The 22,121-nt window shown below is 68.3% G+C and carries 26 protein-coding genes and 1 tRNA gene; 8 read left to right on the forward strand and 19 right to left on the reverse strand.

The window, feature by feature from the left end; all coding sequences use genetic code 11:
• The first annotated feature begins 156 nt into the window (after positions 1–156).
• Both ABZ345_RS18885 and ABZ345_RS18890 read left to right on the forward strand, forming a co-directional pair.
• Positions 157–984: a glycosyltransferase gene (locus ABZ345_RS18885; protein WP_359849862.1), complete on the forward strand. Its 828-nt coding sequence runs from the start codon at positions 157–159 to the stop codon at positions 982–984.
• Entirely contained in the window at positions 984–2,264 is a 1,281-nt protein-coding gene (locus ABZ345_RS18890; RefSeq protein ID WP_359849864.1) for an FAD-dependent oxidoreductase, read from the forward strand. The genes ABZ345_RS18885 and ABZ345_RS18890 overlap by 1 nt, the downstream gene beginning before the upstream one ends.
• Here ABZ345_RS18890 and wecB read toward each other — a convergent pair.
• A complete protein-coding gene (wecB, locus tag ABZ345_RS18895; RefSeq protein WP_359849866.1) occupies positions 2,153–3,292 on the reverse strand; it encodes a UDP-N-acetylglucosamine 2-epimerase (non-hydrolyzing) in 1,140 nt (379 codons plus the stop codon). The genes ABZ345_RS18890 and wecB overlap by 112 nt on opposite strands.
• Positions 3,293–3,403: 111 nt before the next feature.
• Here wecB and ABZ345_RS18900 point away from each other — a divergent pair, with 111 nt between their 5' ends.
• Positions 3,404–4,351 carry a lysyl oxidase family protein gene (locus ABZ345_RS18900; protein WP_359849868.1) on the forward strand — a complete coding sequence of 316 codons (948 nt, stop codon included), beginning with the start codon at positions 3,404–3,406 and terminating at the stop codon, positions 4,349–4,351.
• 24 nt (positions 4,352–4,375) lie between these two features.
• Positions 4,376–5,542 (forward strand): helix-turn-helix domain-containing protein, encoded by a 1,167-nt coding sequence (locus ABZ345_RS18905; RefSeq protein ID WP_359849871.1) that lies wholly within the window; start codon positions 4,376–4,378, stop codon positions 5,540–5,542.
• Here ABZ345_RS18905 and ABZ345_RS18910 read toward each other — a convergent pair.
• Genes ABZ345_RS18910 through ABZ345_RS18920 form a run of 3 tightly spaced genes read right to left on the reverse strand, consistent with a single transcriptional unit; the run spans position 5,510 to position 7,199 of the window.
• A complete protein-coding gene (locus tag ABZ345_RS18910; protein WP_359849873.1) occupies positions 5,510–6,379 on the reverse strand; it encodes an alpha/beta fold hydrolase in 870 nt (289 codons plus the stop codon). The genes ABZ345_RS18905 and ABZ345_RS18910 overlap by 33 nt on opposite strands.
• Positions 6,376–6,534 (reverse strand): hypothetical protein, encoded by a 159-nt coding sequence (locus ABZ345_RS18915; RefSeq protein ID WP_359849876.1) that lies wholly within the window; start codon positions 6,532–6,534, stop codon positions 6,376–6,378. The genes ABZ345_RS18910 and ABZ345_RS18915 overlap by 4 nt, the downstream gene beginning before the upstream one ends.
• Entirely contained in the window at positions 6,516–7,199 is a 684-nt protein-coding gene (locus ABZ345_RS18920) for an SGNH/GDSL hydrolase family protein (protein WP_359849879.1), read from the reverse strand. The genes ABZ345_RS18915 and ABZ345_RS18920 overlap by 19 nt, the downstream gene beginning before the upstream one ends.
• A gap of 116 nt (positions 7,200–7,315) precedes the next feature.
• Here ABZ345_RS18920 and ABZ345_RS18925 point away from each other — a divergent pair, with 116 nt between their 5' ends.
• Together ABZ345_RS18925 and ABZ345_RS18930 are read left to right on the forward strand one after the other, a co-directional pair.
• Positions 7,316–8,050, forward strand: a complete 735-nt coding sequence (locus tag ABZ345_RS18925; RefSeq protein WP_359849881.1) for an inositol monophosphatase family protein — start codon at positions 7,316–7,318, stop codon at positions 8,048–8,050.
• Positions 8,047–8,724 carry an SDR family NAD(P)-dependent oxidoreductase gene (locus tag ABZ345_RS18930; protein ID WP_359849884.1) on the forward strand — a complete coding sequence of 226 codons (678 nt, stop codon included), beginning with the start codon at positions 8,047–8,049 and terminating at the stop codon, positions 8,722–8,724. The genes ABZ345_RS18925 and ABZ345_RS18930 overlap by 4 nt, the downstream gene beginning before the upstream one ends.
• A 1-nt stretch (position 8,725) precedes the next feature.
• Here the strand turns inward: ABZ345_RS18930 and ABZ345_RS18935 are convergent, their stop codons facing one another.
• The 12 genes from ABZ345_RS18935 to ABZ345_RS18990 form a co-directional block, all read right to left on the reverse strand.
• Entirely contained in the window at positions 8,726–9,817 is a 1,092-nt protein-coding gene (locus ABZ345_RS18935; protein ID WP_359849887.1) for a DUF3578 domain-containing protein, read from the reverse strand.
• Positions 9,818–10,383: 566 nt separating this feature from the next.
• Positions 10,384–10,457: transfer RNA gene (locus ABZ345_RS18940), tRNA-Leu, on the reverse strand.
• A 118-nt stretch (positions 10,458–10,575) separates the two neighbouring features.
• Positions 10,576–11,679, reverse strand: coding sequence for a hypothetical protein (locus ABZ345_RS18945; protein WP_359849889.1), 1,104 nt, complete (start codon positions 11,677–11,679; stop codon positions 10,576–10,578).
• Positions 11,676–11,798: a hypothetical protein gene (locus ABZ345_RS18950; RefSeq protein WP_269083663.1), complete on the reverse strand. Its 123-nt coding sequence runs from the start codon at positions 11,796–11,798 to the stop codon at positions 11,676–11,678. Before ABZ345_RS18950 ends, ABZ345_RS18945 begins: the two co-directional genes overlap by 4 nt.
• 199 nt (positions 11,799–11,997) lie before the next feature.
• Positions 11,998–13,323: an NAD(P)/FAD-dependent oxidoreductase gene (locus ABZ345_RS18955; protein ID WP_359849892.1), complete on the reverse strand. Its 1,326-nt coding sequence runs from the start codon at positions 13,321–13,323 to the stop codon at positions 11,998–12,000.
• 142 nt (positions 13,324–13,465) lie between these two features.
• Positions 13,466–13,927, reverse strand: coding sequence for a hypothetical protein (locus ABZ345_RS18960; protein WP_359849895.1), 462 nt, complete (start codon positions 13,925–13,927; stop codon positions 13,466–13,468).
• The gene (locus tag ABZ345_RS18965; RefSeq protein WP_359849898.1) at positions 13,921–15,150 is read right to left on the reverse strand and encodes a DUF58 domain-containing protein; all 1,230 of its coding nucleotides are present in this window, start codon (positions 15,148–15,150) and stop codon (positions 13,921–13,923) included. The genes ABZ345_RS18960 and ABZ345_RS18965 overlap by 7 nt, the downstream gene beginning before the upstream one ends.
• Entirely contained in the window at positions 15,147–16,088 is a 942-nt protein-coding gene (locus tag ABZ345_RS18970; RefSeq protein ID WP_359849901.1) for a MoxR family ATPase, read from the reverse strand. The genes ABZ345_RS18965 and ABZ345_RS18970 overlap by 4 nt, the downstream gene beginning before the upstream one ends.
• Positions 16,085–16,435, reverse strand: coding sequence for a hypothetical protein (locus ABZ345_RS18975; RefSeq protein ID WP_359849904.1), 351 nt, complete (start codon positions 16,433–16,435; stop codon positions 16,085–16,087). Before ABZ345_RS18975 ends, ABZ345_RS18970 begins: the two co-directional genes overlap by 4 nt.
• Positions 16,432–17,034: a DUF4129 domain-containing protein gene (locus ABZ345_RS18980; RefSeq protein ID WP_359849907.1), complete on the reverse strand. Its 603-nt coding sequence runs from the start codon at positions 17,032–17,034 to the stop codon at positions 16,432–16,434. The genes ABZ345_RS18975 and ABZ345_RS18980 overlap by 4 nt, the downstream gene beginning before the upstream one ends.
• Positions 17,035–17,112: 78 nt before the next feature.
• Positions 17,113–17,241: a hypothetical protein gene (locus ABZ345_RS18985; RefSeq protein WP_359849910.1), complete on the reverse strand. Its 129-nt coding sequence runs from the start codon at positions 17,239–17,241 to the stop codon at positions 17,113–17,115.
• Complete coding sequence (locus ABZ345_RS18990; RefSeq protein WP_359850287.1) at positions 17,241–17,858, reverse strand: uracil-DNA glycosylase; 618 nt, start codon at positions 17,856–17,858, stop codon at positions 17,241–17,243. Before ABZ345_RS18990 ends, ABZ345_RS18985 begins: the two co-directional genes overlap by 1 nt.
• A gap of 30 nt (positions 17,859–17,888) precedes the next feature.
• Between ABZ345_RS18990 and ABZ345_RS18995 the strand changes: the two genes are divergently transcribed.
• Entirely contained in the window at positions 17,889–19,346 is a 1,458-nt protein-coding gene (locus tag ABZ345_RS18995) for a peptidase S10 (RefSeq protein ID WP_359849913.1), read from the forward strand.
• Positions 19,343–19,774 carry a GNAT family N-acetyltransferase gene (locus ABZ345_RS19000; protein WP_359849915.1) on the forward strand — a complete coding sequence of 144 codons (432 nt, stop codon included), beginning with the start codon at positions 19,343–19,345 and terminating at the stop codon, positions 19,772–19,774. The genes ABZ345_RS18995 and ABZ345_RS19000 overlap by 4 nt, the downstream gene beginning before the upstream one ends.
• A 3-nt stretch (positions 19,775–19,777) precedes the next feature.
• Here the strand turns inward: ABZ345_RS19000 and ABZ345_RS19005 are convergent, their stop codons facing one another.
• From ABZ345_RS19005 to ABZ345_RS19015, 3 genes are all read right to left on the reverse strand, one after another.
• The gene (locus ABZ345_RS19005; protein WP_359849917.1) at positions 19,778–20,053 is read right to left on the reverse strand and encodes a hypothetical protein; all 276 of its coding nucleotides are present in this window, start codon (positions 20,051–20,053) and stop codon (positions 19,778–19,780) included.
• 93 nt (positions 20,054–20,146) lie between these two features.
• On the reverse strand, positions 20,147–21,142 hold the full coding sequence (locus ABZ345_RS19010) for a dipeptide ABC transporter ATP-binding protein (RefSeq protein ID WP_359849920.1): 996 nt from the start codon (positions 21,140–21,142) through the stop codon (positions 20,147–20,149).
• Positions 21,135–22,121, reverse strand: a complete 987-nt coding sequence (locus tag ABZ345_RS19015) for an ABC transporter ATP-binding protein (RefSeq protein WP_359849923.1) — start codon at positions 22,119–22,121, stop codon at positions 21,135–21,137. Before ABZ345_RS19015 ends, ABZ345_RS19010 begins: the two co-directional genes overlap by 8 nt.

The following is a 22,121-nucleotide window of genomic DNA, read 5'->3' on the forward strand; positions in this document are numbered from 1 at the left end:
GAACACTCGTACCCCTTTCGAATTACAGCCGGAATCAGATCGGCCTTCCACACCCCCACCGCCGAGCAGAAGTCAGCCAGGGGTGGCCCGAAATTTACTGCCGGGCGTGCGAATAATTCTCGCCGCCGCTCTGAGACCCGATGAAATGGGGGTTCCATGACAGTAGACGGACGCGAGGTTCACGCCTCGCCGACGGCCGGTCCGAGAGCCGCGACAGCGGTCGCGACACCGGTCCGCGGCCGTGCGCACGTCGTGCTGCCCGCCTACAACGAGGCAGCCGGGCTGCCGTCGTTGCTGCGCCGCATCGCCGAGGTCGCGCGCACCGAGCAGGTGACCGCGTGGGTCGTCGACGACGGGTCGTCCGACGGCACCGCCGACGTGGTGACCGGCGTGGACGGGCTCGACGTCCGGCTGGTGCGCCACCCGGTGAACCTGGGCCTCGGCCAGGCCGTCCAAACAGGACTGAAGGCCGCGCTGGCCGACGCGGACGAGCACGACTTCATCGTCGTGATGGACGCCGACGACACGCACGACCCCGTGCTCGTCACCAAGCTGGGCAACGAGATCCTCGCCGGGGCCGACGTGGTGATCTGCTCCCGGTTCGTCGACGGCGGCGATGACAAGACCGCCCCGCTGTTCCGCCGGATGCTCTCGCGCGGCGCCGCCGTGCTGTTCCGGCGCGTGCTCGGGCTGGTCGACGTGCACGACTTCACCAGCGGCTTCCGCGCGTATCGGGTCAGTCTGCTCACCCGCGCCAGCACGCACTGGGGCGAACGGCTCGTCGAGGAACGCGGTTTCGCCTGCATGGTCGAGCTGCTGCTCAAGCTCCGGCACTGCCACCCGGTGATCACCGAGGTTCCCCTGGAGCTGCAGTACGACCGCAAGCAGGGCCCGAGCAAGCTCCAGCTGCGCCGCACCGTCGTGCAGTACGTCCGCCTCCTCGCGCGCGACCGGCTCACCCCGGCCCCGTACCGGGAGCTGTGATGCGGACAGTGGTGATCGGCGGCGGCATCTGCGGCCTCGCCGTCGCCCACCGGCTCGCTCGCGCCGGCACCGAGGTCACGCTGCTGGAGGCGTCCGGTCAGCTCGGCGGGCTCGGCACGTTCTTCCCGTGGCACGACAGGTGGGTCGAGCGCTTCTACCACTGCGTCATGCCGACCGACGAGAACCTGTTGCCGCTGTTGGAAGAGCTCGGACTGCGCGACGACGTCCGCTGGGAACGCACCAGCATGGGCATGATCGTCGACGGTCGGCGCTACCCGTTCAACTCGGCGCTGGACCTGCTGCGGTTCACCGCATTGGGTGTCGTCGACCGGGTCCGGTTCGGGGCCGTGTCGGTCCTGTTGCGCAGGCTCGGCAAGGGCAAGGACCTCGACAACCTGCGCACCGAGGACTGGTTGCGCGGCCTGTACGGCGACAAGGTGTGGCAGAACCTCTTCGCCCCGTTGTTCGGGTCGAAGTTCGGCGCGGCGTTCGGTGACGTGCCCGCGCTGTACCTGTGGCAACGGCTCGGCCGGGAACGCAACGTCGCCGTGCGCGGTTATCCGCGCGGCGGTTACAAGACGATCATCGACGCACTGAGGGCCTCGATCGAGTCGCATGGCGGAACCGTGCGGACGTCCGCTCCGGTCAGGGTGCTGCGGGACGGGTCCGTCGAGCTCGAAGACGAGACGATCGAGGCCGAACGGATCGTGTCCACGCTCCCGCTGCCAGCGTTGCGGCAGGTGGTGGACCTCGAACTGGCACCGCTGCTGCCGTCAGTGAACCTGCGCTACCAGGGCGTCGTGAACGCGTTGTTCGTGCTGCGCAAGCCGTTGTCCGGGCACTACTGGACGCCGGTGCTGCGGTCGGGCACCGAGTTCGACGGCGTCGTCGAGATGTCCCCGCTGACCGGACCGGTCGACGGGCGGCACCTCGTCTACGTCATGCGCTACACCGGCCGGGACTCGGAACTGTTCGCCGAGGACGAGAGCGCCATCGCGGCCAGGTGGACGTCGCAGCTGCGGTCACTGCACCCCGGCCTCGACGTCGAGGAGGTGCACGTCTTCCGCGCGCCGTTCGTGGAACCCGTGTACCCGGTGGGATATCTGGCCCAGAGGCCGGCGGTGGAGGTGGCGGGCACCTCGCTGATGCTCGCCACCACCGCGCACGTCTACCCCTCGGTGACGAGCTGGAACTCGAGCGTCGGACTCGCGAACCGGGTGTCGGAGATCATCCTGCGCACGGCGGCCTCGATGAGCCCGGACGGCGAACCGGTGCCGTAGGGCGAGGGGATGCCGGCCAGCCTGGCGCGGTGCCCGCTCACGTCGTCGAGCCACCTGAGCACCTCGGTCCGCACTCGGGGACCCGGCGGCACGAGCGTGCCGAACGTGCCCTCGATCTCGGGCCGTTCGGTGCTGCGGCGGACCACGACGACGGGCCGTTTGAGGACGCTGACCTCCTCCTGCACACCGCCGGAGTCGGACACGAGCACGGCGGCCCAGCGCGCCAGCGAGAGGAAGTCCTTGTAGGACTGGGGTTCGATCACCCGCAGCCGCGTGAGCAGGTGGTCGAGCCCGAAGGCCGCGACCTGCTTCGCGGTGCGCGGGTGCAGCGGCAGCACGACCGGCAGCGGCAGCCGGGCGAGCTCGCCGAGGATGGTCTCGAGGTTCTCCCGGCAGTCCACGTTCTCCGGCCGGTGCACGGTGGCGAGCACGTACGAGTCGGCCTGGAGGCCGAGTTTCCCGATCAGCCTTCGCGAGTCGTCGTGGCCTGGCAGCGCTTCCTCCAGCGCCTCGACGACGGTGTTGCCGGTGACCGTGATCCGGTCCGCCGCGACACCTTCCGCGATCAGGTTGGTGAAGTTGATCGACGTCGGTGCGCAGCAGAGGTCGGCGAGGTGGTCGATGGCGACCCTGTTGTGCTCCTCCGGCATGGCGCGGTCGTAGCTGCGCAGGCCGGCTTCGACGTGCACGAGCGGCACGTCGTTCGCGTTGGCGGCCAACGCTCCCGCGAGCGCGGAGGTGGTGTCGCCCTGAACGATCACCACATCGGGTGGTTCTTCGGCGAAGTGCGCGTCCAGTGCCGCCACGGCGTTGCCCAGCTGGGCACCCCGCCGTCCACCGCCCAGGCCGAGCTCGACGAAGCTGCCCGGTTCCGCGATGTCCTGGCGGATGCGCGCGTACATCGCCCGGTCGTAGTGCTGTCCTGTGTAGACAACGCACGCCTCGTCGCCGAACCGGCGGATGAGTGGAGCGAGCTTGATCAGTTCCGGCCTTGTGCCGCACACCATGGTGATGACGCCTCTTCTCACCGGCCGCACACTAGATCCCAGCGCGGCGATTTCTGTTGGTGTGTCAGTCGATCGGGTGAGGCACCACGTCAGATGCCGCAGAAGTCGTTGCAGCGCAACTAATGTGCGGAGGTGTTCAAGAGACCCGTCGCGGTGCTCCTCGCCGCGGTCACCGCTTCCGCGCTCACCGCCTCGTCCCACGCCGCCACGCCGATGCTGCCGGACCTGAGACAGGCTCCCGTCGGCTGTTCCGGCGGATATGACGGCGACGCGAGCAAGTGCGAGTCGTGGGACGTCTGCATGGTCACCGACCCGTCCTCGCCCGGCGGCCCCTGCGTCGAAGAGGGCGACATCAAGGCAGTGCGCCTCAGATTCACCACTTCGGTGGACAACATCGGTGACGGACCGTTCCTCGTGCACGCCCACCGCAACAGCACCGCCCAGCCTCGCATGGCCGTCCGGCAGGCAATCCAGTCCGATGTGGACGGACCGGTGCCGATGACGTTCGCCGAGGCGCAGCACCGCACCCCGACCTGGTCGTACTACGAGCCGGCCGCCGCCCACCAGCACTGGCACCTGATGGGCTTCGAGTACTTCCAGCTGCGGACACCGTCCGGTGAGACCGTCGTGACCGACCGCAAGAACGGCTTCTGCCTGGGCGACCGGTACGCCAACGTGGACGCCGGATCCCTGCCGTACCTGCCCAGGAGCGACAGCTACACCGGCGCGCTCGCACGCGAGCTCGACGGGCACAAGTGCCAGCACCACAACCCGGAAGCGCTGGACGTGTTCTTCGGGATCTCCGTCGGGCAGGGCGACGACTACAAGTATCAGGTCGAGTTCCAGTGGCTCGACCTCACCGGCGTCGCCTCCGGGGTCTACGACGTCGTCACGGTCGCAAACCCCGACCGCGTGCTGCAGGAGAAGAACTACGACAACAACGCGTCGTCCATGGCCGTCTCGGTGCAGTGGCCGGACGGTGCTTCCCGCGCACCGGCCAAGATCACCAAGCCGCCCGTCGTGCAGCTGCTGCGCGGGTGCCCCGGCAAGACCCGCTGTGCTCAGGAACCCTGGCGCTGACCCTTTTGCCGTCAGAATCAGCAGATGTCCTATGTGATCGGTGGACGACCGCTGGCCGAACGGCTCGTCGCGGAGATGCCTTTCTTCGTCCGGCGGGTGCTCGCGGAGATCACCGAGCGGGTGCCGGAGTACCAGCAACTGCCCAGCGAGGAGCTGGCTGGTGACATCACGCGCGTGATCGAGCGGGCCCTGCAGGCGTTCGCCGAGGTGCTGCGCACGGGTGTCGTGCCGAGCGGTGAGGAACTGCGCCCCCTGCGCGAGTCGGCCGCACGCCGAGCCGAGGAGGGCGTGCCGATCGACGTGGTGCTCACCGCGTACCACGTGGGCATCCAGGTCGTGTGGGAAGCGCTGGTGCCCGACGCCCGGCCGGAGGAGGTCGGGCAGGTGCTGGAGCTCAACGCGCTGGCCATGCGCTACCTGCAGGTCGTCACGCCGGTGGTGAGCGCCGGGTACCTGGACGAGCGGCAGACGATCTTCGACGACGAGCGGTCGGCGCGGCACACGTTGCTGACCGGTCTGCTCGCCGGAACCGTTGAGGCGTCAGGGCCTTACGTGGTGCTGGCGCTGCACGTGCCGCCGCATCCGGACGAGCTGCTGCCCGGTGTGGACGCCTCGGTCGCCGCCCGGCGGAAGTTGCGCCGGTTGCGCACGGAGCTGGAGCGGCACAGCCGGGAGCCGGTGCTGTCGTCGCTCGGCGCGGACGGCGGTCTCGCGTTGCTGCCAGGTGAAGGCCTCCCGCTCGACCGGATCGTGGCGGACGTGGAGCGATCCGCGGGCGTTCCGTTGACGGTGGCGGCGGTCGCGGCCCCTCCCTCCGGGGTCGCGGCCGCCGCCACACTGGCGCGTGAGGTGCTTTTCGTGGCTCTGCGGTCAGGTCCTGGCCTGTACCGGCTGGAGGACGTGATGCTGGAGTACCAGTTGTCCCGTCCCAGCGCGGCGCTCGGACCGTTGGCGTCGATCGTGGCGCCGCTGACCGACGAGCTCGTCGGGACGCTGGAGGTCTACCTCCGCCGAGGTTCCCGGCGACCCGCGGCCTCCGAACTGCACGTGCACCCGAACACCGTGGACTACCGGCTGCGGCGGGTGGCGGAGCTGACCGGCCTGGACCCGACGCGGATCGAGCACGTCGCGCTGCTGACCGCCGCCCTCGCCGCGCGGTCAGCCACCGAGCAGCGGCCAGACGGGCGTTGAGCAGTCCGGTGCCCCCGCGTTCGGCGGGTCGAGGGCGTTGAGGACCTCGCGCAGGGCCACGTGGTCGAACGCCAGCGCCAGGTGGTCGGCGAAGTCGTTGCCGCACAGGTCCTGCAGGACGATGTTCCGGCCGCCCTCCAAGAACTGCGACTGGTACGGCGTGACCGTGCCGTCGTAGCGCGTGGCGATCGTCGTGTACCGCACGCCGGCTACGACGTCCGGTGTCGCGTTCATCTGGTCCATGAACGCCGAACCGCGCAGTTGCTGCAGGACCGCGGGATCCGTGGCGCTGATCAGTCCTTCCAGCGCGGGGAAGATCTGCAGCAGTGACCAGATCCACCGGTTCTGGCCGGCCGCGTCGGAACCGTGGCTCGTGGGCGCGAGTCCGACCACGTCGTGCACCTTCTGCGCGCCGCCGAGGAACTTCACGTAGTACTGCGCGAGAAGCCCGCCCTGCGAGTGCCCGACGAGGTCCACTTCGGACTTTCCCTTCGCGGCGCGCACCCTGTCCACGAACTGGCTCAGCTCGGCGCCGGAGTCCTCGATCGGCCCGGTTCCCCCGACCTGGTCTGCCCTGAGGTTTCCGTAGTTCAACGCGAAGACGCAGTAGCCGTTGTTCTTCAGCAGCGGCGACAGCGTGTTCCAGTTGATGGCCATGTTCGCGTGCGTGCCGTGCAACAACACGACCGGCCTCTTATCGCTTTGACACGCCCAGTCGTTCGCGCCGGGCGGCGCCGCGCCGGGCTGGCTGATCGTCATGGCGACCGCGGGCAGCGCGTTGTACGTGACCGGAAGCGGGGCCAGCGCCAGGCCCGCCGCGAACAGTGCGGTGATCACTTGGTGGCCTTCACGATCGCCGCCGCGAACGCCTTCATGCCCGCCGCGTTGGGGTGCAACGGCGCGGCGATCGTCGTCGGGACAAGGCCCTCCAGGTAACGGTCAGCCGGCGCGGCACAGATGTCGTGGCCGACGGTCACCGCCGCGAAGTCCACGAACGTCGCCCGCGCTTGACCGCTTCGGCCTTGGCGGTCGCGCTGAGCCGGTTCATGACGCTCTGCAGGTAGTCGCCGTCGCGACCCCAGACCGGCTGGGTCGGATAGCAACCGCCCGGCCTGATGTAGGTGCCGTACCCGGTGACCAGCAGCTTCGCGTGCGGTGAGCGCTTCTTGATCGCGTCGAGCGCGGCGCCGAACTCCGGCGCCCACGTGTCGACGGCTTTGGCGAGCTGATCCTGCCCCCCGGCGTTGTAGCGGTCGTAGCAGGAGATCCCCACCGGCTCGGGCAGGAAGTTGATGCAGCTCAACGCAGTCTGGAAGAGGCCGACGTCGTTGGCGCCGATGGTGACCGAGACGAGGTCCGTGCTCGGCTTGAGCGCGTCGAGCTGCGGCGCCAGCACCCCGAACCGCCGCCCGGCGAGGTCGTCGGTGACAGCACCGCTGCACGTGACGTCCGTGAGCGTCGCGCCGAGCGTGCTGGCGGCGACCTGCGGGTAGTTGCGGTCGCTGCTCAGACACCACAGCGCGGGGTCCTGGTTCGGGATGAGCGGACCGGCCGCCGCCGAGTCACCCAGCGCCACGTACTCGAGCGTGTCCGCCTGTGCTGTGGTTGTGCCGGCGACCAATGCCGCCACGAACGCCACCCCGGCCACGATTCGCATCCCGAACCTCCAACGTCATCGTCAGGTCAGCTCATCGTGGTGGTTCTGGTCACTGATCCAGGTGGGACGTTGCCCAGAGTCATCCGGTCGTGTTTGTGACCGATCACAATGAGGGCGTGACTCCTGGGGACCTCCTGGCCTTGGCCGCTCAATCCTGTGTCGATGCCGCCAAGCTGCTGCACGAACTGCCCGTCGAGGTCGCGACGAAGGGCGAGTTCGACCAGGTCAGCACCGCTGACCTGGAGGTGGAGGCGTTCCTGCGCCGCGCACTCGCCGTTCCCGGTTCGGCCGTGGTCGGAGAGGAGCTGGGGGCAGCTTCAGCGCCGATCACCTGGTTCGTCGACCCGATCGACGGCACCCGGAACTTCGTGCGCGGCATCCCGCTGTCGTGCATCTCGGTGGCCGCGGCCGTGGACGGCTCGCTGGTAGCGGGCTGCGTGCTCGACCCGTTCCGCGACGAGCTGTTCACGGCGGCTGTGGACGTGCCTTTCTCCGTCCGTTCCGCAGGTCTCGTGATTCAGCCGGGTGTGAGTCCGCGGCCGCTCGTGCTGACCGACATCCCGTTGCCCGGTAGCCCTTATTCGGACGAGATGGACCTGCTCGCCTCCCTGATGGCCGTCGCGGACGTGCGCCGCGTCTACTCGACGGCTCTGTCGCTCGCCTGGGTCGCGGCGGGCAGGGCAGACGCGGCGGCGAACCTCGGCATCCACCCGTGGGACGTGGCAGCGGGCTCGGTGCTAGTCCGCGCGGCGGGCGGGGAGTTTCGTTCCATCGGCTCGGACGGTTTCGTGGCGGGCCGTGGTGAGATCGTCTCGTGGCTTGCTGAACGGCTGGAAGGCATCGTCTCGTGATCGATCTCAGCGGCAAGGTCGTGCTGGTCACCGGAGCCCGCAGCGGTGTGGGCGCCGGCATCGCACGTCAGTTCTCTTCGGCAGGCGCACTGGTCGTTCGCCACAACGGTCTTTCCGACGGCGACCTGCGCACGGACGCCATCCGCGTGGTGTCCGAAGCTTTCGATGTGCACGGCCGCCTGGACGCGGTCGTCAACAACGCGGGCGTGCAGCCCGTGGAACCGTTGCCGGACATGACCGTCGCGCAATGGCAGTCCGTTGTGGACACAAACCTGACCGCCCCGTTCGCCGTAACTCAGGCTGCGGTCCGGTTTCCGGTCAGCTCGATCACGCACATCGCGTCGATCGAGGGCTCATTTCCTGCTGTCGGCCACGCCCACTACAGCGCCTCGAAAGCCGCCCTGATCATGCACGCGCGTGCGGCGGCGTTGGAGTACGGCTCGCGCGGTATCCGCGTCAACACCGTCTCGCCCGGCCTGATCGCCCGCCCCGACATCGCGTCGCGGTGGCCGGAAGGCGTTGCGCGGTGGGAGAAAGCGGCCCCGTTGACCCGCCTCGGCACGCCGGAGGACATCGGCAACGCGTGCGTGTTCCTGGCTTCGGACCTGGCTTCCTGGATCACCGGCCACGACCTGGTGGTCGACGGCGGCGTCACGGCCCGCCCGACCTGGTGACCTATTCCCCCACGAGATACCGATAGGTCACCGGCGTGAGGTTGGGCGGCTTGACCTCCCACGGGTGAATGACCCGCAGCTCGCCGCCCGATGCCGACGGCGGCGTGGCAGAGCGATCCAACACGATCTGGCTGACGATCAGCAGCATGTTGTTCGGGTACTCACGCAGGTGCAGGTCGACCTCGTTCTTCGTCACGATGATCTCGGAACTGCCGCTCGACCACGTGGTCGTCGTGCCCTTGACCTCGACGTACAACCCCTCCTCGCCGCGTCTGGCATCGAGGTCGTAGGACTGCGTCGCTCCGACGTCTTCAACCTCAAATCCTTGCTCCACAAGGTAATCCGTCGCCACGGCAACAGCCCGACGTTCAACCGCGACCCGTTGCTCCGCGGAGAGGAGAAGGCCTTGCCCGCGCCGAGCCCGACCCGCTGACCGCTCGGCGATGGCAACCGCGTCAGCGACCTCAGGCGCCACTTCGCGGGAACCATCGAGCTCGTAGAGGTGACTCAGCACGGATACGAGGAAGCTCAGGTCGTCGCGGAGCACATCATCAGAAGGCAACTCATCGCGCGCGTACTCGAACGCAACGACGTTCCCTTCCTCGTAGGCCGGCCCGAGGTTCGACTTGCGCGCGTTGAGCTCGATCTTCTCCACCAGATCAGGCCGCGGCAGCAGGTGCGTCGCCAACGCGTTTCGCGCCCACTGCACGCGCTGACGAAGTTCAGCCCGGGGCCGAGGCTTGAACTCACCGTTCACCCACCGGCTGGCGCCCTGAATCAACGACAGGTACACACGGTCGCCCTGAGCCTCGAACAGGTAAACCACGTACCACCCGATGGTCGCGGAGGGCGAACGGCCCGCAGAGTGCACCCGAACCCACGGAATCTCGCTCTTGAGCCCCGCACCGTCACTCGGGTCCACCCGCCAGTCGTCGATCAAGACCGGCACGTCCCCCTGGAGCCCGGGCAGCTGATCACGCAACCACTGCGCCACTCCACCTCGAATCAACTGCCCCCGCTCCTTCATGGCGGGAGTGTTCTTCGAGTTCCAGTCGGGCTGCAGCAACAAGACGTCACGCAGAAGCTCACGCATGGGCAACGCGCCACCACCTCATGACGACGATCAGTAACCAGATGATCGCGCCTCACCCTGTCAGGTGTTACCCAAACGAGTGAGCTCAAGGCGTCAGATGCAGGCAGGTTCCGCGGCGACAACGGTCCGTTGAGACGCGCGCCACACGGGATGAAGACCGGCAGCTTTGAGGCGTCGGTGCGCATCGGTCTTGAGGAACTCGCCCGCGAGGTACCTGAGGTTCTTCTCTGCGTTCTTGCGCCGCTCGCGGAGGGAGGCCGTAAGACCTACGTCACGCCTGCGTGTCGGCGCGGCTCGCGGCTGGTGTGCCGAGGGCGCCAGATAGGCAGGTCAGGTCATTGACGTCCTGCACTGGATCTACGCCAACCAGGAGGAGGGCTTCCGTAAGCGCATCGACAAGGTGCTGAGCAGCAAAGACGGCGTAAGTGACCACGCCAACTTGGACGCCTATTGGGCGCGGACCGCTGGCCAGGACCGGGAACAGCCTGGGTATCACCGGGAGTTACAAGATCACCTCCTGACCACGTCTGCGCTGGTCAGGGGTGATCCATACAGGTGAAACGGAGTGCCCCCGACGGGATTCGAACCCGTACTGTGATCCTTTTAAGGGACCTGCCTCTACCGATTGGGCTACGGGGGCGGTGGGAGCCTAGGCCTTGATCGTCGGCTTGTGTGAGCGGATGGTCTTTTCTCGCCCGCACGGCCCAGCGAATTGGACTAGAGCGAGCATCCGGGTAAGCGTCGAACGGACCCGAACATCAGCGTGCCCTCCCCGCTCCGAGCAGCTCCTTGAAGCGCAGCGCCACCCAGTCGTGCACAGCCGCGGAGACCGAGTTGTCGCCTGCGCGGTGCTCGAACCAGCGCCAGTCGCAGTTGACGTTGATCTCCAGGAACACGTGGTCGGAGCCGGTGACAAGCAGGTCGAACGCCGCCACTTGGACGCGCCAATGGCGGGCCAGCGCCAGCAACCGGTCTGACAAAGAAGAAGGCACGGAGGTTGGTGTCACGCGCACGGCGTCGGGGTCCACCCAGAGCTGGGCCGGGTCGAGTTTGTCGACCTGGAAGGCGATGCAGCGCTCCCCCACCACGAACACGCGCAGCTCGGTGTCGGACGGGACGTACTCCTGGACGATCACCGGCGCGGGCTCGGGGGCGTCCGAGGCGCGGGAGGTCTCGAGAGGACGCGGGAACAGGCCGTGTTGCACGCCGGGACGCGGTTCGAGCAGATGGCGGCCTGCGGTCTTGACGATGCAACGGCCGCCGCCGGGGCGCGTACGGCCTGGACGCGTCGTCACGGCCGTGCGTGGCACGCGCAGGCCGAAAGAAGAAGCGTCGGAAAGCTGTGTGAGACGGTCCAGATGCGTCGAGAAGCGCGAAGGGTTCACGTGTGCCCAGTCGGAGCGCGACGACAGCCAGTTCGCCACTGAGGCCCACTGGTCCACCGCGTAGGCGCCGGCGAGAGTTCCTGGCTCCACGGGCACTGCGGAGAGCTCGAAATGGCGGCGCCACACCAACAACGGGCGCAGCAGCCAGCGATCGAGCTCAACGAGAGGCTGATCCGTATAGACGGACAGCGGGAGATCCACACAACGATCGGCGTCGATGCGGGCCATGCGGATGCCGCGCTCGGCCAGGGCGATGGAGAGTTCGTTCATCTCCATGTCGGCGGCGCGCGCCAGTACGAGCACGCAGGGCTGGGGGTTGCCGTCGCCCTCGTCGACCATGCCGAGGCGGTGCACCTGTTCCTGGAAGTCCAGGCATTTGGGCGGAGAGCGGAAGAGGTAGTCCTGCCCCTGGAGCAGCAGAGGTCTGGCAGCCTCGGACGGGGCACCTGGCACCCGCCCGTCAGCCGACCTGCTCAATCGTCCTTCTTGCTGCGGAAACTCTGCCCCGCCTGCGCGTACTCTGCGGCGTACTGCGCCAACGCGGGGTCCTCGATCTCACCGCGACGAAGCTGTGCGGCCAGCTCCTCGAGAGACATCGGGATCACCTCTCTCCCCACACGGCGAATCACGCATTCAGGTGATGCACCAGCCGTAGTCTCTGGTTCACGTAACGCAATGTCAAGGCGAGCCCCGGAGCTTTACTCCGATTGGGCGCTTAAGTTCCGCCTCCGGACCAGCGAGATGCCCCGAACGAGATAACGCTCGGGGCATCTCACCACTCACAGAGAGTGAAGGTCAGCTTTGCACCGCGCGGTCGAAGTCCGACTTCGGGTCGTTGATCTGACCGAGCGCCACGACCTCGCGACCGTAGAACAGCGCCTGCGTCCAGTCCATCAGCACGCGGAGCTTGCGGTTGACGGTCGGCATGAACGCCACGTGGTAGCTGCGGTGCATGAACCACGCCGGCAGGCCCTTGAAGCGCATGCCGAACACGTCCGCGACGCCCTTGTAGAGGCCGAGGCCCGCGACCGAGCCGAGGTACTTGTGGAAGTAGTCCTTCGGCTTCTGGCCGCGCATCGACGCGACGATGTTCTTCGAGAGCAGCTTCGACTGACGGATGGCGTGCTGCGCGTTCGGCACACACGTGGCCGTCGGGTCTTCTTCAGTACGCGAGAGGTCCGGCACCGCGGAGCAGTCACCGGCGGCCCACACGCCGTCGAGGCCCTGGACCTGCATGGCGGCGGTGCACCGGACGCGGCCGCGCTCGTCGAGCGGGAGGTCCGTGTTGCGCAGCACCGGGTTCGCCTTCATGCCGGCGGTCCAGATGATCGTGTCGGAGTCGAACTCCGTACCGTCGTCCAAAACGACATGCCCACCCTCGAGCGACTTCACGCGGGTGTCGAGGTAGATCTTGATGCCGCGCTTCTCGAGCGCCTCGACGGTCCACGCGCCGAGCTTGGCGGACACCTCGGGCATGATGCGGCCCATCGCCTCGACGAGGACCCAGTTCATCTCTTCGGGCTTGACGCCCTCGTAGTACCGAAGCGCATACCGCGTCATGTCCTCGAGCTCGGCGAGCGTCTCGATGCCCGCGAAGCCGCCACCGATCACGACGAAGCTGAGCAGCTTCTTGCGCAGGTCCGCGTTGTTCGTGCTCGCGGCCTGGTCCAGGCGCGACAGCACGTGGTTGCGGACGTAGATCGCCTCGCCGATCGTCTTCATGCCGATGCCGACCTCGGCCAGGCCGGGGATCGGAAGCGTGCGGGAGATCGCACCCAGCGCGGAGACGAGCACGTCGTACTCGATCTCCTCGACGTGGCCGTCCGACAGCTCGGCGGTCACGATCTTGCGCGCGTGCTCGATCTTGGTGACGCGGCCCGTGACGACGTGGCAGCGCTTGAGCACCTTGCGCAGGGGGGCGACGACGTGGCGCGGCTCGATGGAGCCGGCTGCCGCCTCTGGCAGGAAGGGCTGGTAGGTCATGTGCGGCTGCGGGTCGATCACGGTGACAGATGCCTCACCGGAGCGCAGTTTCTTCTGCAGTCCGAGAGCCGTGTACATACCGACGTACCCACCGCCGACAATGACGATTCGCGTGGGTTGCGACTTCACAGCAGCCATACACATATGGTCGCACCAGGACCCCCTTTTTCGCGCGTCATAAGGGGCCGTTGTGACTACCGTCGCCGGGTGACGCCGAACACGATCGCGGCTGACCTGCGCCTCGAGTCGGATTCGAGGAGTTCTCGCTGAGAGGAGCGATTCAGATCCTCAGCGCGACGACCGCGATCACGACCGTCAGAGACCCCAGCCCGAGCAGCTCCACGAGGCCGATCCCGGGCCCCGATGGGATGAACGAGGCGAACGTCGCAACGCCAAAAGAGATCGCCTGGACAATGGCGAACCGGCGTGCTGGTGCTTTCAGCGCAGCGAGCTCGATTCTCGTTTTCACCGGAACGACCGCCGCGAGTGCGGACGTCACGTGAATGAGGTGCAGCGCCGGGATCATGAGCCACACGCCCAGCCGCAACGGGTGCCCGTCGCCGAACGCCATCGCGAGCGCCGCGTAGCCGATGAGCAACGCCGGGCCCGCGCTGCCCGGCATCAGTGCCGAGATCACCGCCAGCGCCGTCACGATGACCAGCGGCGCCACCGTGTCCGACTCCAGGTGCAGGATCAGCGCCACGGGCAACGCCGCGAGCAGGATCGCCAGTCGCATCAGCATTCGCGCGTCACCGCCACCCCGTGCTCGGCCATGCGCCGCAGCCGCAGCCGGTGCTCCGCGGCGATCATCTCGGCGGCCACCTCGCCCCACGGCGTCTCCAGGTCGGGTTTCAGCGGCAACGGCAGCGTGTTGATCGCCAGCACGACGTGACCGTGTTTACGCGTCTGCACGGCCAGTTCGGCGATCTCGTCGTCGAGGAACGGCGACAGCAGCACGACAACGCATCCGTGCGGAAGCTTGCGCAACGCCACACGCGACGCCCACCCCGCCGCCTGCACGCACACGACCAGCTGCGTGCGGATCCGCATCAGGTGCCGTCGCCCGACGCCGGAACGGACGTTGAGCTGCGGCCGGCTCAGGTCCATCAACGCCACCCGGTCGCCCTGCCGCAGATACCCCGCGGCCATCGACGCCGCCTGGCGCACCGCACGGTCCAGACTGCCGCCCGGCCGCGTCGTGGCCCCGTAATGAGGAGACGACCAGTCAGCGACGTTCACGCCCACGTCCGTGCGGGTGTCGAGAGCGAGCACGATCTCCGCGTCGGCCTCGGCGTGTCTCTCGCGAACGTGGACCGTGCCGGTGCGGGTCGTGACCCTCCAGTCGATCCGTTTGAGCCGGTCACCGGGCTGGAACGCCCTGATGTCGCGCAGCTCCGTCGAGTCGCCCGCGCGCGGCGAGCGGTGGATGCCGACCAGGCCGGCGGGACGCGGCGGCAGCGGTCCGGACGGGTGGTGCTCGACCGGCGGCAGGATCGTGCGGACGTGCTCGACGCCGACGATCGGGCCGTAGACGTGCAGGCCGTCCGGTCCCGCGAAGAGGTGGTCGAGGCGAAGATCGACGCCCGGCCCCCACGCGTCACGGCGGATCTCCACCGGCAGGTCGGGTGAGTGCGCCGGGACCGCCCTGATCCCGCCTGGCAGTTTGATCACCGCGATCTCCGCGTCCGCGCCTTCGACCTGCGCGACGGTGTGCACGACACCGATGCCAGCACCTCGCGGCACCGGACGCACGCTGACCGTCGGCCTGCCCTTCGGTTTGTGCGTGAGCAGCACGGACAGGAGCAGCGGCACGCCGAACAGCACCATCTCGACCTGGTGCAGGAACATGCCCGCGAGGACGAGCCCGACACCGAGCCAGACGGCGCGCGAGTACGCGTCCGTGGCGTGCCAGTGGGCGCCGTGGGACTCGGCGAACGCCTTCCTGATCTTGTCCGCTCTGCTCATGAGCTGGGCGGGCCCGGAACCTTGCCGAGCAGTTCGGTGACGACCTGCACGCCGCTCACGCCGGACGTCCACGTCTCCGGCTTCATCACGAGCCGATGCGAGAGAACGGCGACCGCGCACTCCTTGACGTCCTCGGGCGTCACATAGCCACGACCGTCCAAAGTGGCCACAGCGCGAGCGACGAGGACCAACGCCTGCGCACCACGTGGTGACGCGCCGACCTCGACGGACGGGTGCTGCCGCGTCGCGACGGCCAGATCGACGCAGTACCGCAGGAGATCGTCGTCCACCGTGGTCTGTTCGAGCTCGTGCTGCAGCTCCGCCAAACGCCCCGGCGCGAGGACCGGCGGCACCTCGGCCTCTTCCTTCTGCCGCGCGATCCGCCGCCGCAGGACTTCCACTTCCTCCTCCGCCGGCGGGTACCCGATGTCGAGCCGCACCAGGAACCGGTCGAGCTGCGCCTCGGGCAACGGGTAGGTGCCCTCGTACTCCACGGGGTTCGAGGTCGCGAGCACGTGGAACGGCCTGGGGAGCGGGAACGTGCGCCCCTCGACCGTGACCTGCCGCTCCTGCATGGCTTCCAGCAGCGCGGACTGCGTCTTGGGCGGTGTCCGGTTGATCTCGTCGGCCAGCAGCAGCCCGGTGAACACGGGCCCCTGGTGGAAGTCGAACTCGCGGCTGCCGGGGTCGTAGAGGAACGACCCGGTGACGTCCGCGGGCAGCAGGTCCGGCGTGCACTGCAGGCGGCGGAAGTCGAGGCTGAGCGCCTGCGCGAGCGACCGCGCGATCAGAGTCTTGCCCAGGCCCGGCACGTCCTCCAGCAGCACGTGCCCGCCCGCCAGCACGGCCGCGAGCGCGAGCCGCACGGTCCGCGTGCGCCCGACGACGACCTTGCCGATCTCGTCGAGAACGGCTTTGGCCTCCAGCTCGATGCTCACTCGACCCTCCTGAGCCGTTCGGCGAGATCCTCGGGATCCGGTAGTTCGGCCGCGTCGATCCCCAGTCGCTGCAGCCTGCCTCGGAACCGGTCCTGGAAGCGCCTCGGGTTCTCCGCCGCCTCCTGCAGCCTCGACGCGAGCGTGCTGGCGTGCGCGGTGCTGATCGAGCCGGGCGGCGGCGGTTCCGAGCTCCACACGACGTCCGTCGCGCGCGGCAGCCTGGTGACCAGCACGGCGAACGCGGTCGGCGGCACGGCCAGCGCCGTCGCCCAGAGCGGTTCGGCGCCGAGCAGCCAGACGGCGACCCCGATGATCACCCCGATGCCCAGCGCCAGCGCCGTTCTCATGCGAGCTCCCGGATGATGCGGCCCAGTTCCTGTCGCGCCTCGGCGGCTTGCTGCGCGGTGACGTCCTCGTGCCCGAACCGCGCGCGTTGGTAGAGGTTCCTGAGGACGGTCGCGTCCACGCCGAGCTTCTCGGTGAACTCGGTGGGCGTCTGGTGCGGCAAGCGCTGCTCGGCTTCCTCCAGCGCGAGCCAGGCGGCGATCACGGCGTCACGCGGCGGCCGTTGCAGGTGGTTCGTGAACTCCTGCAACGCCTTCTCGACGCGCCGGATCGCGGGCACGGGCGCACCGACGTCGAACTCCTCGATCTCCACCCCGCGCACGCCACGGCGACGGCGCCACCGCGGCAGCTCGATCGCGAGGATGATCCCGACCAGTCCGAAGAGGACCAGCCCGGTGAGGATCAGCAGGAACACCGTGAACGGCACGGCGACGACGTCCGGCAGCTCCTGCGGGATCGCCAGGTCCAGCGACGGTTCGCGGTTCTGCGGCGGCGGCCGGTCGTCCAGCCGGTTGACGAGCATGATCGGCGACGAACCGCTGGCCGCGACGACGACGATCAGCAGCGCCGCCACCGCCACCCCGGCCCGCCACCACTTCATGCGGATCAGCCTGACACGGAACGGCGGCGTTGGGACGTTCGTCCGGCCAACTCGCCGGTGTCGCAGTGACGCTGAAGGTCACGGTCCGGGACGCCGGATCGGCGACTCCGGGTCCGGACTCACCAGGAGCGGCACCACCTCGCGCAGCGCCGCCGCGTGCTCGCCGATGCGCTTGCGCACCACGTGCGCGGGACTGCGCTTGCCCATCAGCTCATCGCCCGCCGCAGCACGTCCTGCAGCATCTCCTGGGTCAGCTTCCCGGTGTAGGTGTTGTGCGGCGACACGTGATAGCACCCGAACACTCGCAGCCCGCCCATCTCCACCTCCACCCCGTGCCCGAACTTCGGCCGCTCCGGCCCCAGCAGCGGCAGGAACGCCTTCCACCCGAACGCGCCGAGGACCATGACGGACCGCAGGTTCTTCATCAGCCCGATCTCCTCGCGCAGGAACGGCGAGCACCTGTCCCGTTCCTCCGGCGTCGGCTTGTTCTCCGGCGGCGCGCACCGCACCGGTGAGGCCATCCGCACTCCGCGCAGCTCCATGCCGTCGTCCCTCGCCCAGGCGTGGGGCTGAGAGGCCAGCCCCACCTCGTAGAGCGCCCGGAAGAGGAAGTCCCCGGAGGCGTCACCGGTGAACATCCGCCCTGTCCGGTTTCCGCCGTGCGCCGCCGGGGCCAGTCCCACGATCAGCAGCGAGGCGTCCATCGGGCCGAAGCCCGGGACGGGTTTGCCCCAGTAGTCCCAGTCGCGGAACGCGGCACGTTTCACCGAGGCCACGGACTCGCGCCAGGCGACCAGGCGCGGGCACGCTCGGCAGGCCGTTATTCGATCGTCGAGTTCCGTAGTGTTGCTCCTATGTCCGAGGAGAAGACCGAAGAAAAGCCCGAGTCTCCCGCTGATGACCTGGTCACCACCCAGCACAGCATCACCGTCAAGGGCCGCGAGCTGAACTACACCGCGACCGCCGGGCGTGTCGTGCTCAGGGAAGAAGTGCTCAAGGACGGCGTGTTCGAGGGCCACAAGCCCAAGGCCGAGGTGTTCCTCACCGCGTACACGCTCGACGGCGCCGACCCTCTCAAGAGGCCGGTGACGTTCGCGTTCAACGGCGGGCCCGGATCCGCCAGCGTCTGGCTGCACATGGGGCTCCTCGGGCCGCGCCGGGTGCTGAGCGGCGACGTCGGCAACCTGACCGCGCCGCCGTACGGGATCGCGGACAACGAGGAGAGCCTGCTCGCCGAGAGCGACCTCGTGTTCATCGACCCCGTGTCGACCGGCTTCTCCCGTGCCGCGAAGGGCGAGAAGCCCGGCAGCTACCACGGCTACCAGCCCGACATCGACTCCATCGCCGAGATCATCCGCCTGTGGACCTCGCGCAACGGCCGGTGGATGTCGCCGAAGTTCATCTGCGGCGAGTCGTACGGCACGCTGCGGGCGGCGGGCCTCGCCGAGCACCTGCAGAAGAAGTACGGCATGTACCTCAACGGGCTCATGCTGATCTCCTCGGTGCTGGACTTCGCGACGCTGGAGTTCAACGAGGGCCACGACCTCGGCTACACGCTCTTCCTGCCCACGTACGCGGCCATCGCGCACTACCACGGCCTGCACGGCGACCGTCCGCTGAAGGAGGTCCTGGCCGAGGCGGAGGAGTTCGCGGTCCGCGACTACCCCTACGCGCTGGCCCGCGGCAACCGGCTCAGCGACGTCGAACGTGCCGCCACCATCGAGAAGCTGGCGCGTCTGACCGGCCTGTCCGAGCAGTACGTGGACGCCGTCGACCTGCGCATCGAGCACATCCGGTTCTTCACCGAACTGCTGCGCCACGAGCGCAAGACCGTCGGCCGCATCGACGGCCGCTTCACCGGCTGGGACAAGGACTACGGCCGCGAGGAGATCTCCGCGGACCCGTCCATCGACGCGATCCTCGGCCCGTACGCGGCGTCGTTGAACCACTACCTGCACGCCGAGCTCGAGTACTCCAACGACCTGCCGTACGAGATCCTCTCGCGGGCCATCGAACAGTGGTCGTACAAGGAGTTCGAGGGCCGCCACGTCACCACGGCGGGCAAGCTCTCGGCGGCGATGCGCGCGAACCCGCACCTGAAGGTCCACGTCGCGTTCGGCTGGTTCGACGGCGCAACGCCGTACTTCGCGGCCGAGCACCTGATCGCGCACCTGCAGATCCCGAAGGAGCTCACCGCGAACATCGAGTCGGCCTACTACCCGGCTGGCCACATGATGTACGTGCACGAGCCGTCGCGCGTCCAGCAGTCCGAGGACCTGGCCACGTTCGTGCGGAACTCGTCCAACACGTGATCCTCGACCTGTCCGACGACGCCGTCCTGCACGAGCTGTGGACGGTGCAGCGGCTGGCTTATGCCGTCGAGGCCGAGATCATCGGCTTCGACGGCATTCCGCCGTTGCACGAGTCACTCGACGAGCTGAAAGCGTGCGGCGAGACGTTCCTCGGGCTGTACGACGAGGAAGGACTCGCCGGCGCGGTCTCGTACCAGCTCGACGGGTCCACTGTGGACATCTGTCGGCTGGTCGTGCACCCGCGGGCACATCGGCGTGGCATCGCGACGAAGTTGCTCGACGCGCTGCCGGACGGGCCGCAGACCGTGAGCACCGGTACCAGGAACGAACCCGCGCTCCGGCTGTACCGCAAGCGCGGTTTCGTCGAGGTCGACACGCGCGAGGTGGCCCCCGGCGTCTCACTCACCGACCTCGCCAGGACGAGCTGATGATCAGTGCGGCGTTCGGCGGTGCTGCTTCGCCGCGCGGACCACATCTCGCAGGCTTCTGCGATGGGCACGGCGCACCTTCCACCGGTCCCACGGCCACAAGTCGGCTGTGAGCCGCGTCCGGTCGTCGAGGATCGCCAGGGTGCGCCGGTACTCGTCGAACACGTCACCGCACTTCAGCCTGCCCGCCCTCACCTCCGCGGCCTGGATGCGAATGACCTTCACCAGGGCGATCTGAACCGCCATGGCGCAGTAGTTCGTGTGCCGGGTGGGGTTCATCCGGCGATTCTGCGCCTGCCCGGACCGGTCTGCCATAGCGCGAAAGAGGGGCCGCGCCGAACGGCACGACCCCTCTTCACCACGCGAAACTGCTCAGACGACCGCGCGCTCCTCGGCGAAGTGGCACGCCGCGGGGTGGCCCCCGTTGCGCGGCACCAGCTCCGGCACCTCGGTCGCGCAGATGTCCTGCGCCTTCCAGCACCGCGTGCGGAACCGGCAGCCCGACGGCGGGTCGATCGGCGAAGGCACGTCACCCGTCAGGCGGATGACGTCACGCCGGCCGCGCTGGGTCGGGTCCGGCACCGGCACCGCGGACAGCAGGGCCTGCGTGTACGGGTGCATCGGGCGTTCGTAGATCTCGTCCTCGGTGCCGATCTCCACGATCTTGCCGAGGTACATGACCGCCACGCGGTTGGACAGGTGGCGCACCACCGACAGGTCGTGGGCGATGAACAGGTAGGACAGGCCGAACTCCGTCTGGAGGTCGCCCAGCAGGTTCATCACCTGGGCCTGGATCGACACGTCCAGCGCGGACACCGGCTCGTCGCACACGATCACCTTGGGACGCAACGCCAGGGCACGCGCGATGCCGATGCGCTGGCGCTGGCCGCCGGAGAACTGGTGCGGGTACCGGTTGATGTGCTCCGGGTTCAGACCCACGATCTCCAGGAGCTCCTGGACCTTGCGCTGCCGGTCGCCCTTCGGCGCCACCTCGGTGTGGATCTCGTAGGGCTCGCCGACGATGTCGCCGACGGTCATCCGAGGGTTCAGCGAGGTGTACGGGTCCTGCAGCACGATCTGGATGTTGCGGCGCAGCCTGCGCAGCTCCGCGCCCTTCATGCCGAAGATGTCACGGCCCTCGAACTTGGCCGAGCCCGCCGTCGGCTGCTCCAGGCGCATCAGCACCTGGGCCAGCGTGGACTTGCCGCAGCCGGACTCGCCCACGACGCCGAGGGTCTCGCCCTTGTTCAGCGAGAACGAGACGCCGTCGACGGCCTTGACGTGGCCCACGGTGCGCTTGAACAGCACGCCGACGCGGACCGGGAAGTGCTTGACGAGGCCTTCGACCTCGAGGATCGGCTCAGCCACGAGCGACCACCTCCTCCGCGATGTGGCACCGGCTGGTGCGGCCCATGCCGAGGTTGTGCACTGCAGGTACCTCGGTGACGCACCGGTCGAACGCGCGCGGGCAGCGCGGGTTGAACGGGCAGCCGGGTGGGATGTTGGTCAGCGACGGCGGCAGACCCTTGATCGTCTTGAGCTCCTGGCCCTTCAGGTCGAGCCTGGGCAGGGACTCCAGCAGCGACTCGGTGTACGGGTGTCCCGGCGCGCGGAACAGCTCGTACACGTCGGCGTGCTCGACGATGCGGCCCGCGTACATGACCGAGATCCGGTCCGCGACGTCGGCGACCACGCCGAGGTCGTGGGTGATCAGGATCATGCCCATCTCGCGTTCCTTCTGGATCTCCGCCAGCAGGTCCATGATCTGGGCCTGCACGGTGACGTCCAGCGCGGTCGTGGGCTCGTCCGCGATCAGCAGCTCGGGGTCCAGAGCCAGCGACATCGCGATCATCGCGCGCTGCCGCATACCGCCGGAGAACTGGTGCGGGTAGTCGGAGATCCGTCCCTTGGCGTTCGGGATCTTCACCTGGTCCAGGAGCTCGATGGCCCGCTTGCGAGCGTCCGCTTTGGACATCCCGCGGCGGACCTTCAGCTGCTCCTCGATCTGGAACCCGACGGTGAACACGGGGTTCAGCGCCGAGAGAGCGTCCTGGAAGATCATGGCGATGCCCTCGCCACGGATCTGGCGCCGCTCGTCCGCGGACTGCTTCAGCAGGTCCTCACCGCGGAACTTGATGGTGCCCTTGGTGATGAACGCCGGCGGCATGTCCAGGATGCCCATGATCGTCTGCGCGGTCACGGACTTTCCGGAGCCGGATTCACCCAGCACCGCAAGGGTTTCGCCCGCCGAGACGTGGTACGAAACGCCGTTGAGCACCTTCGCGACACCGTCGCGGGTGCGGAATTCCACGTGGAGATCCTCGACCTCCAGCAATGGCTGAGTCAC

Source organism: Lentzea sp. NPDC005914, assembly GCF_040629405.1.
Lineage (GTDB): Bacteria > Actinomycetota > Actinomycetes > Mycobacteriales > Pseudonocardiaceae > Lentzea.

What these genes read in the sequence shown, in the direction of transcription:
- ABZ345_RS18885 (WP_359849862.1), top strand. Translation starts at nt 157, where the DNA reads ATGACAGTAGACGGACGCGAGGTTCACGCCTCGCCGACGGCCGGTCCG.
- ABZ345_RS18890 (WP_359849864.1), top strand. Translation starts at nt 984, where the DNA reads ATGCGGACAGTGGTGATCGGCGGCGGCATCTGCGGCCTCGCCGTCGCC.
- ABZ345_RS18905 (WP_359849871.1), top strand. Translation starts at nt 4,376, where the DNA reads ATGTCCTATGTGATCGGTGGACGACCGCTGGCCGAACGGCTCGTCGCG.
- ABZ345_RS18920 (WP_359849879.1), bottom strand. Translation starts at nt 7,199, where the DNA reads ATGCGAATCGTGGCCGGGGTGGCGTTCGTGGCGGCATTGGTCGCCGGC.
- ABZ345_RS18935 (WP_359849887.1), bottom strand. Translation starts at nt 9,817, where the DNA reads ATGCGTGAGCTTCTGCGTGACGTCTTGTTGCTGCAGCCCGACTGGAAC.
- ABZ345_RS18950 (WP_269083663.1), bottom strand. Translation starts at nt 11,798, where the DNA reads ATGTCTCTCGAGGAGCTGGCCGCACAGCTTCGTCGCGGTGAGATCGAG.
- ABZ345_RS18955 (WP_359849892.1), bottom strand. Translation starts at nt 13,323, where the DNA reads ATGGCTGCTGTGAAGTCGCAACCCACGCGAATCGTCATTGTCGGCGGT.
- ABZ345_RS18960 (WP_359849895.1), bottom strand. Translation starts at nt 13,927, where the DNA reads ATGCTGATGCGACTGGCGATCCTGCTCGCGGCGTTGCCCGTGGCGCTG.
- ABZ345_RS18965 (WP_359849898.1), bottom strand. Translation starts at nt 15,150, where the DNA reads ATGAGCAGAGCGGACAAGATCAGGAAGGCGTTCGCCGAGTCCCACGGC.
- ABZ345_RS18975 (WP_359849904.1), bottom strand. Translation starts at nt 16,435, where the DNA reads ATGAGAACGGCGCTGGCGCTGGGCATCGGGGTGATCATCGGGGTCGCC.
- ABZ345_RS18980 (WP_359849907.1), bottom strand. Translation starts at nt 17,034, where the DNA reads ATGAAGTGGTGGCGGGCCGGGGTGGCGGTGGCGGCGCTGCTGATCGTC.
- ABZ345_RS18985 (WP_359849910.1), bottom strand. Translation starts at nt 17,241, where the DNA reads ATGGGCAAGCGCAGTCCCGCGCACGTGGTGCGCAAGCGCATCGGCGAG.
- ABZ345_RS18995 (WP_359849913.1), top strand. Translation starts at nt 17,889, where the DNA reads ATGTCCGAGGAGAAGACCGAAGAAAAGCCCGAGTCTCCCGCTGATGAC.
- ABZ345_RS19005 (WP_359849917.1), bottom strand. Translation starts at nt 20,053, where the DNA reads ATGAACCCCACCCGGCACACGAACTACTGCGCCATGGCGGTTCAGATC.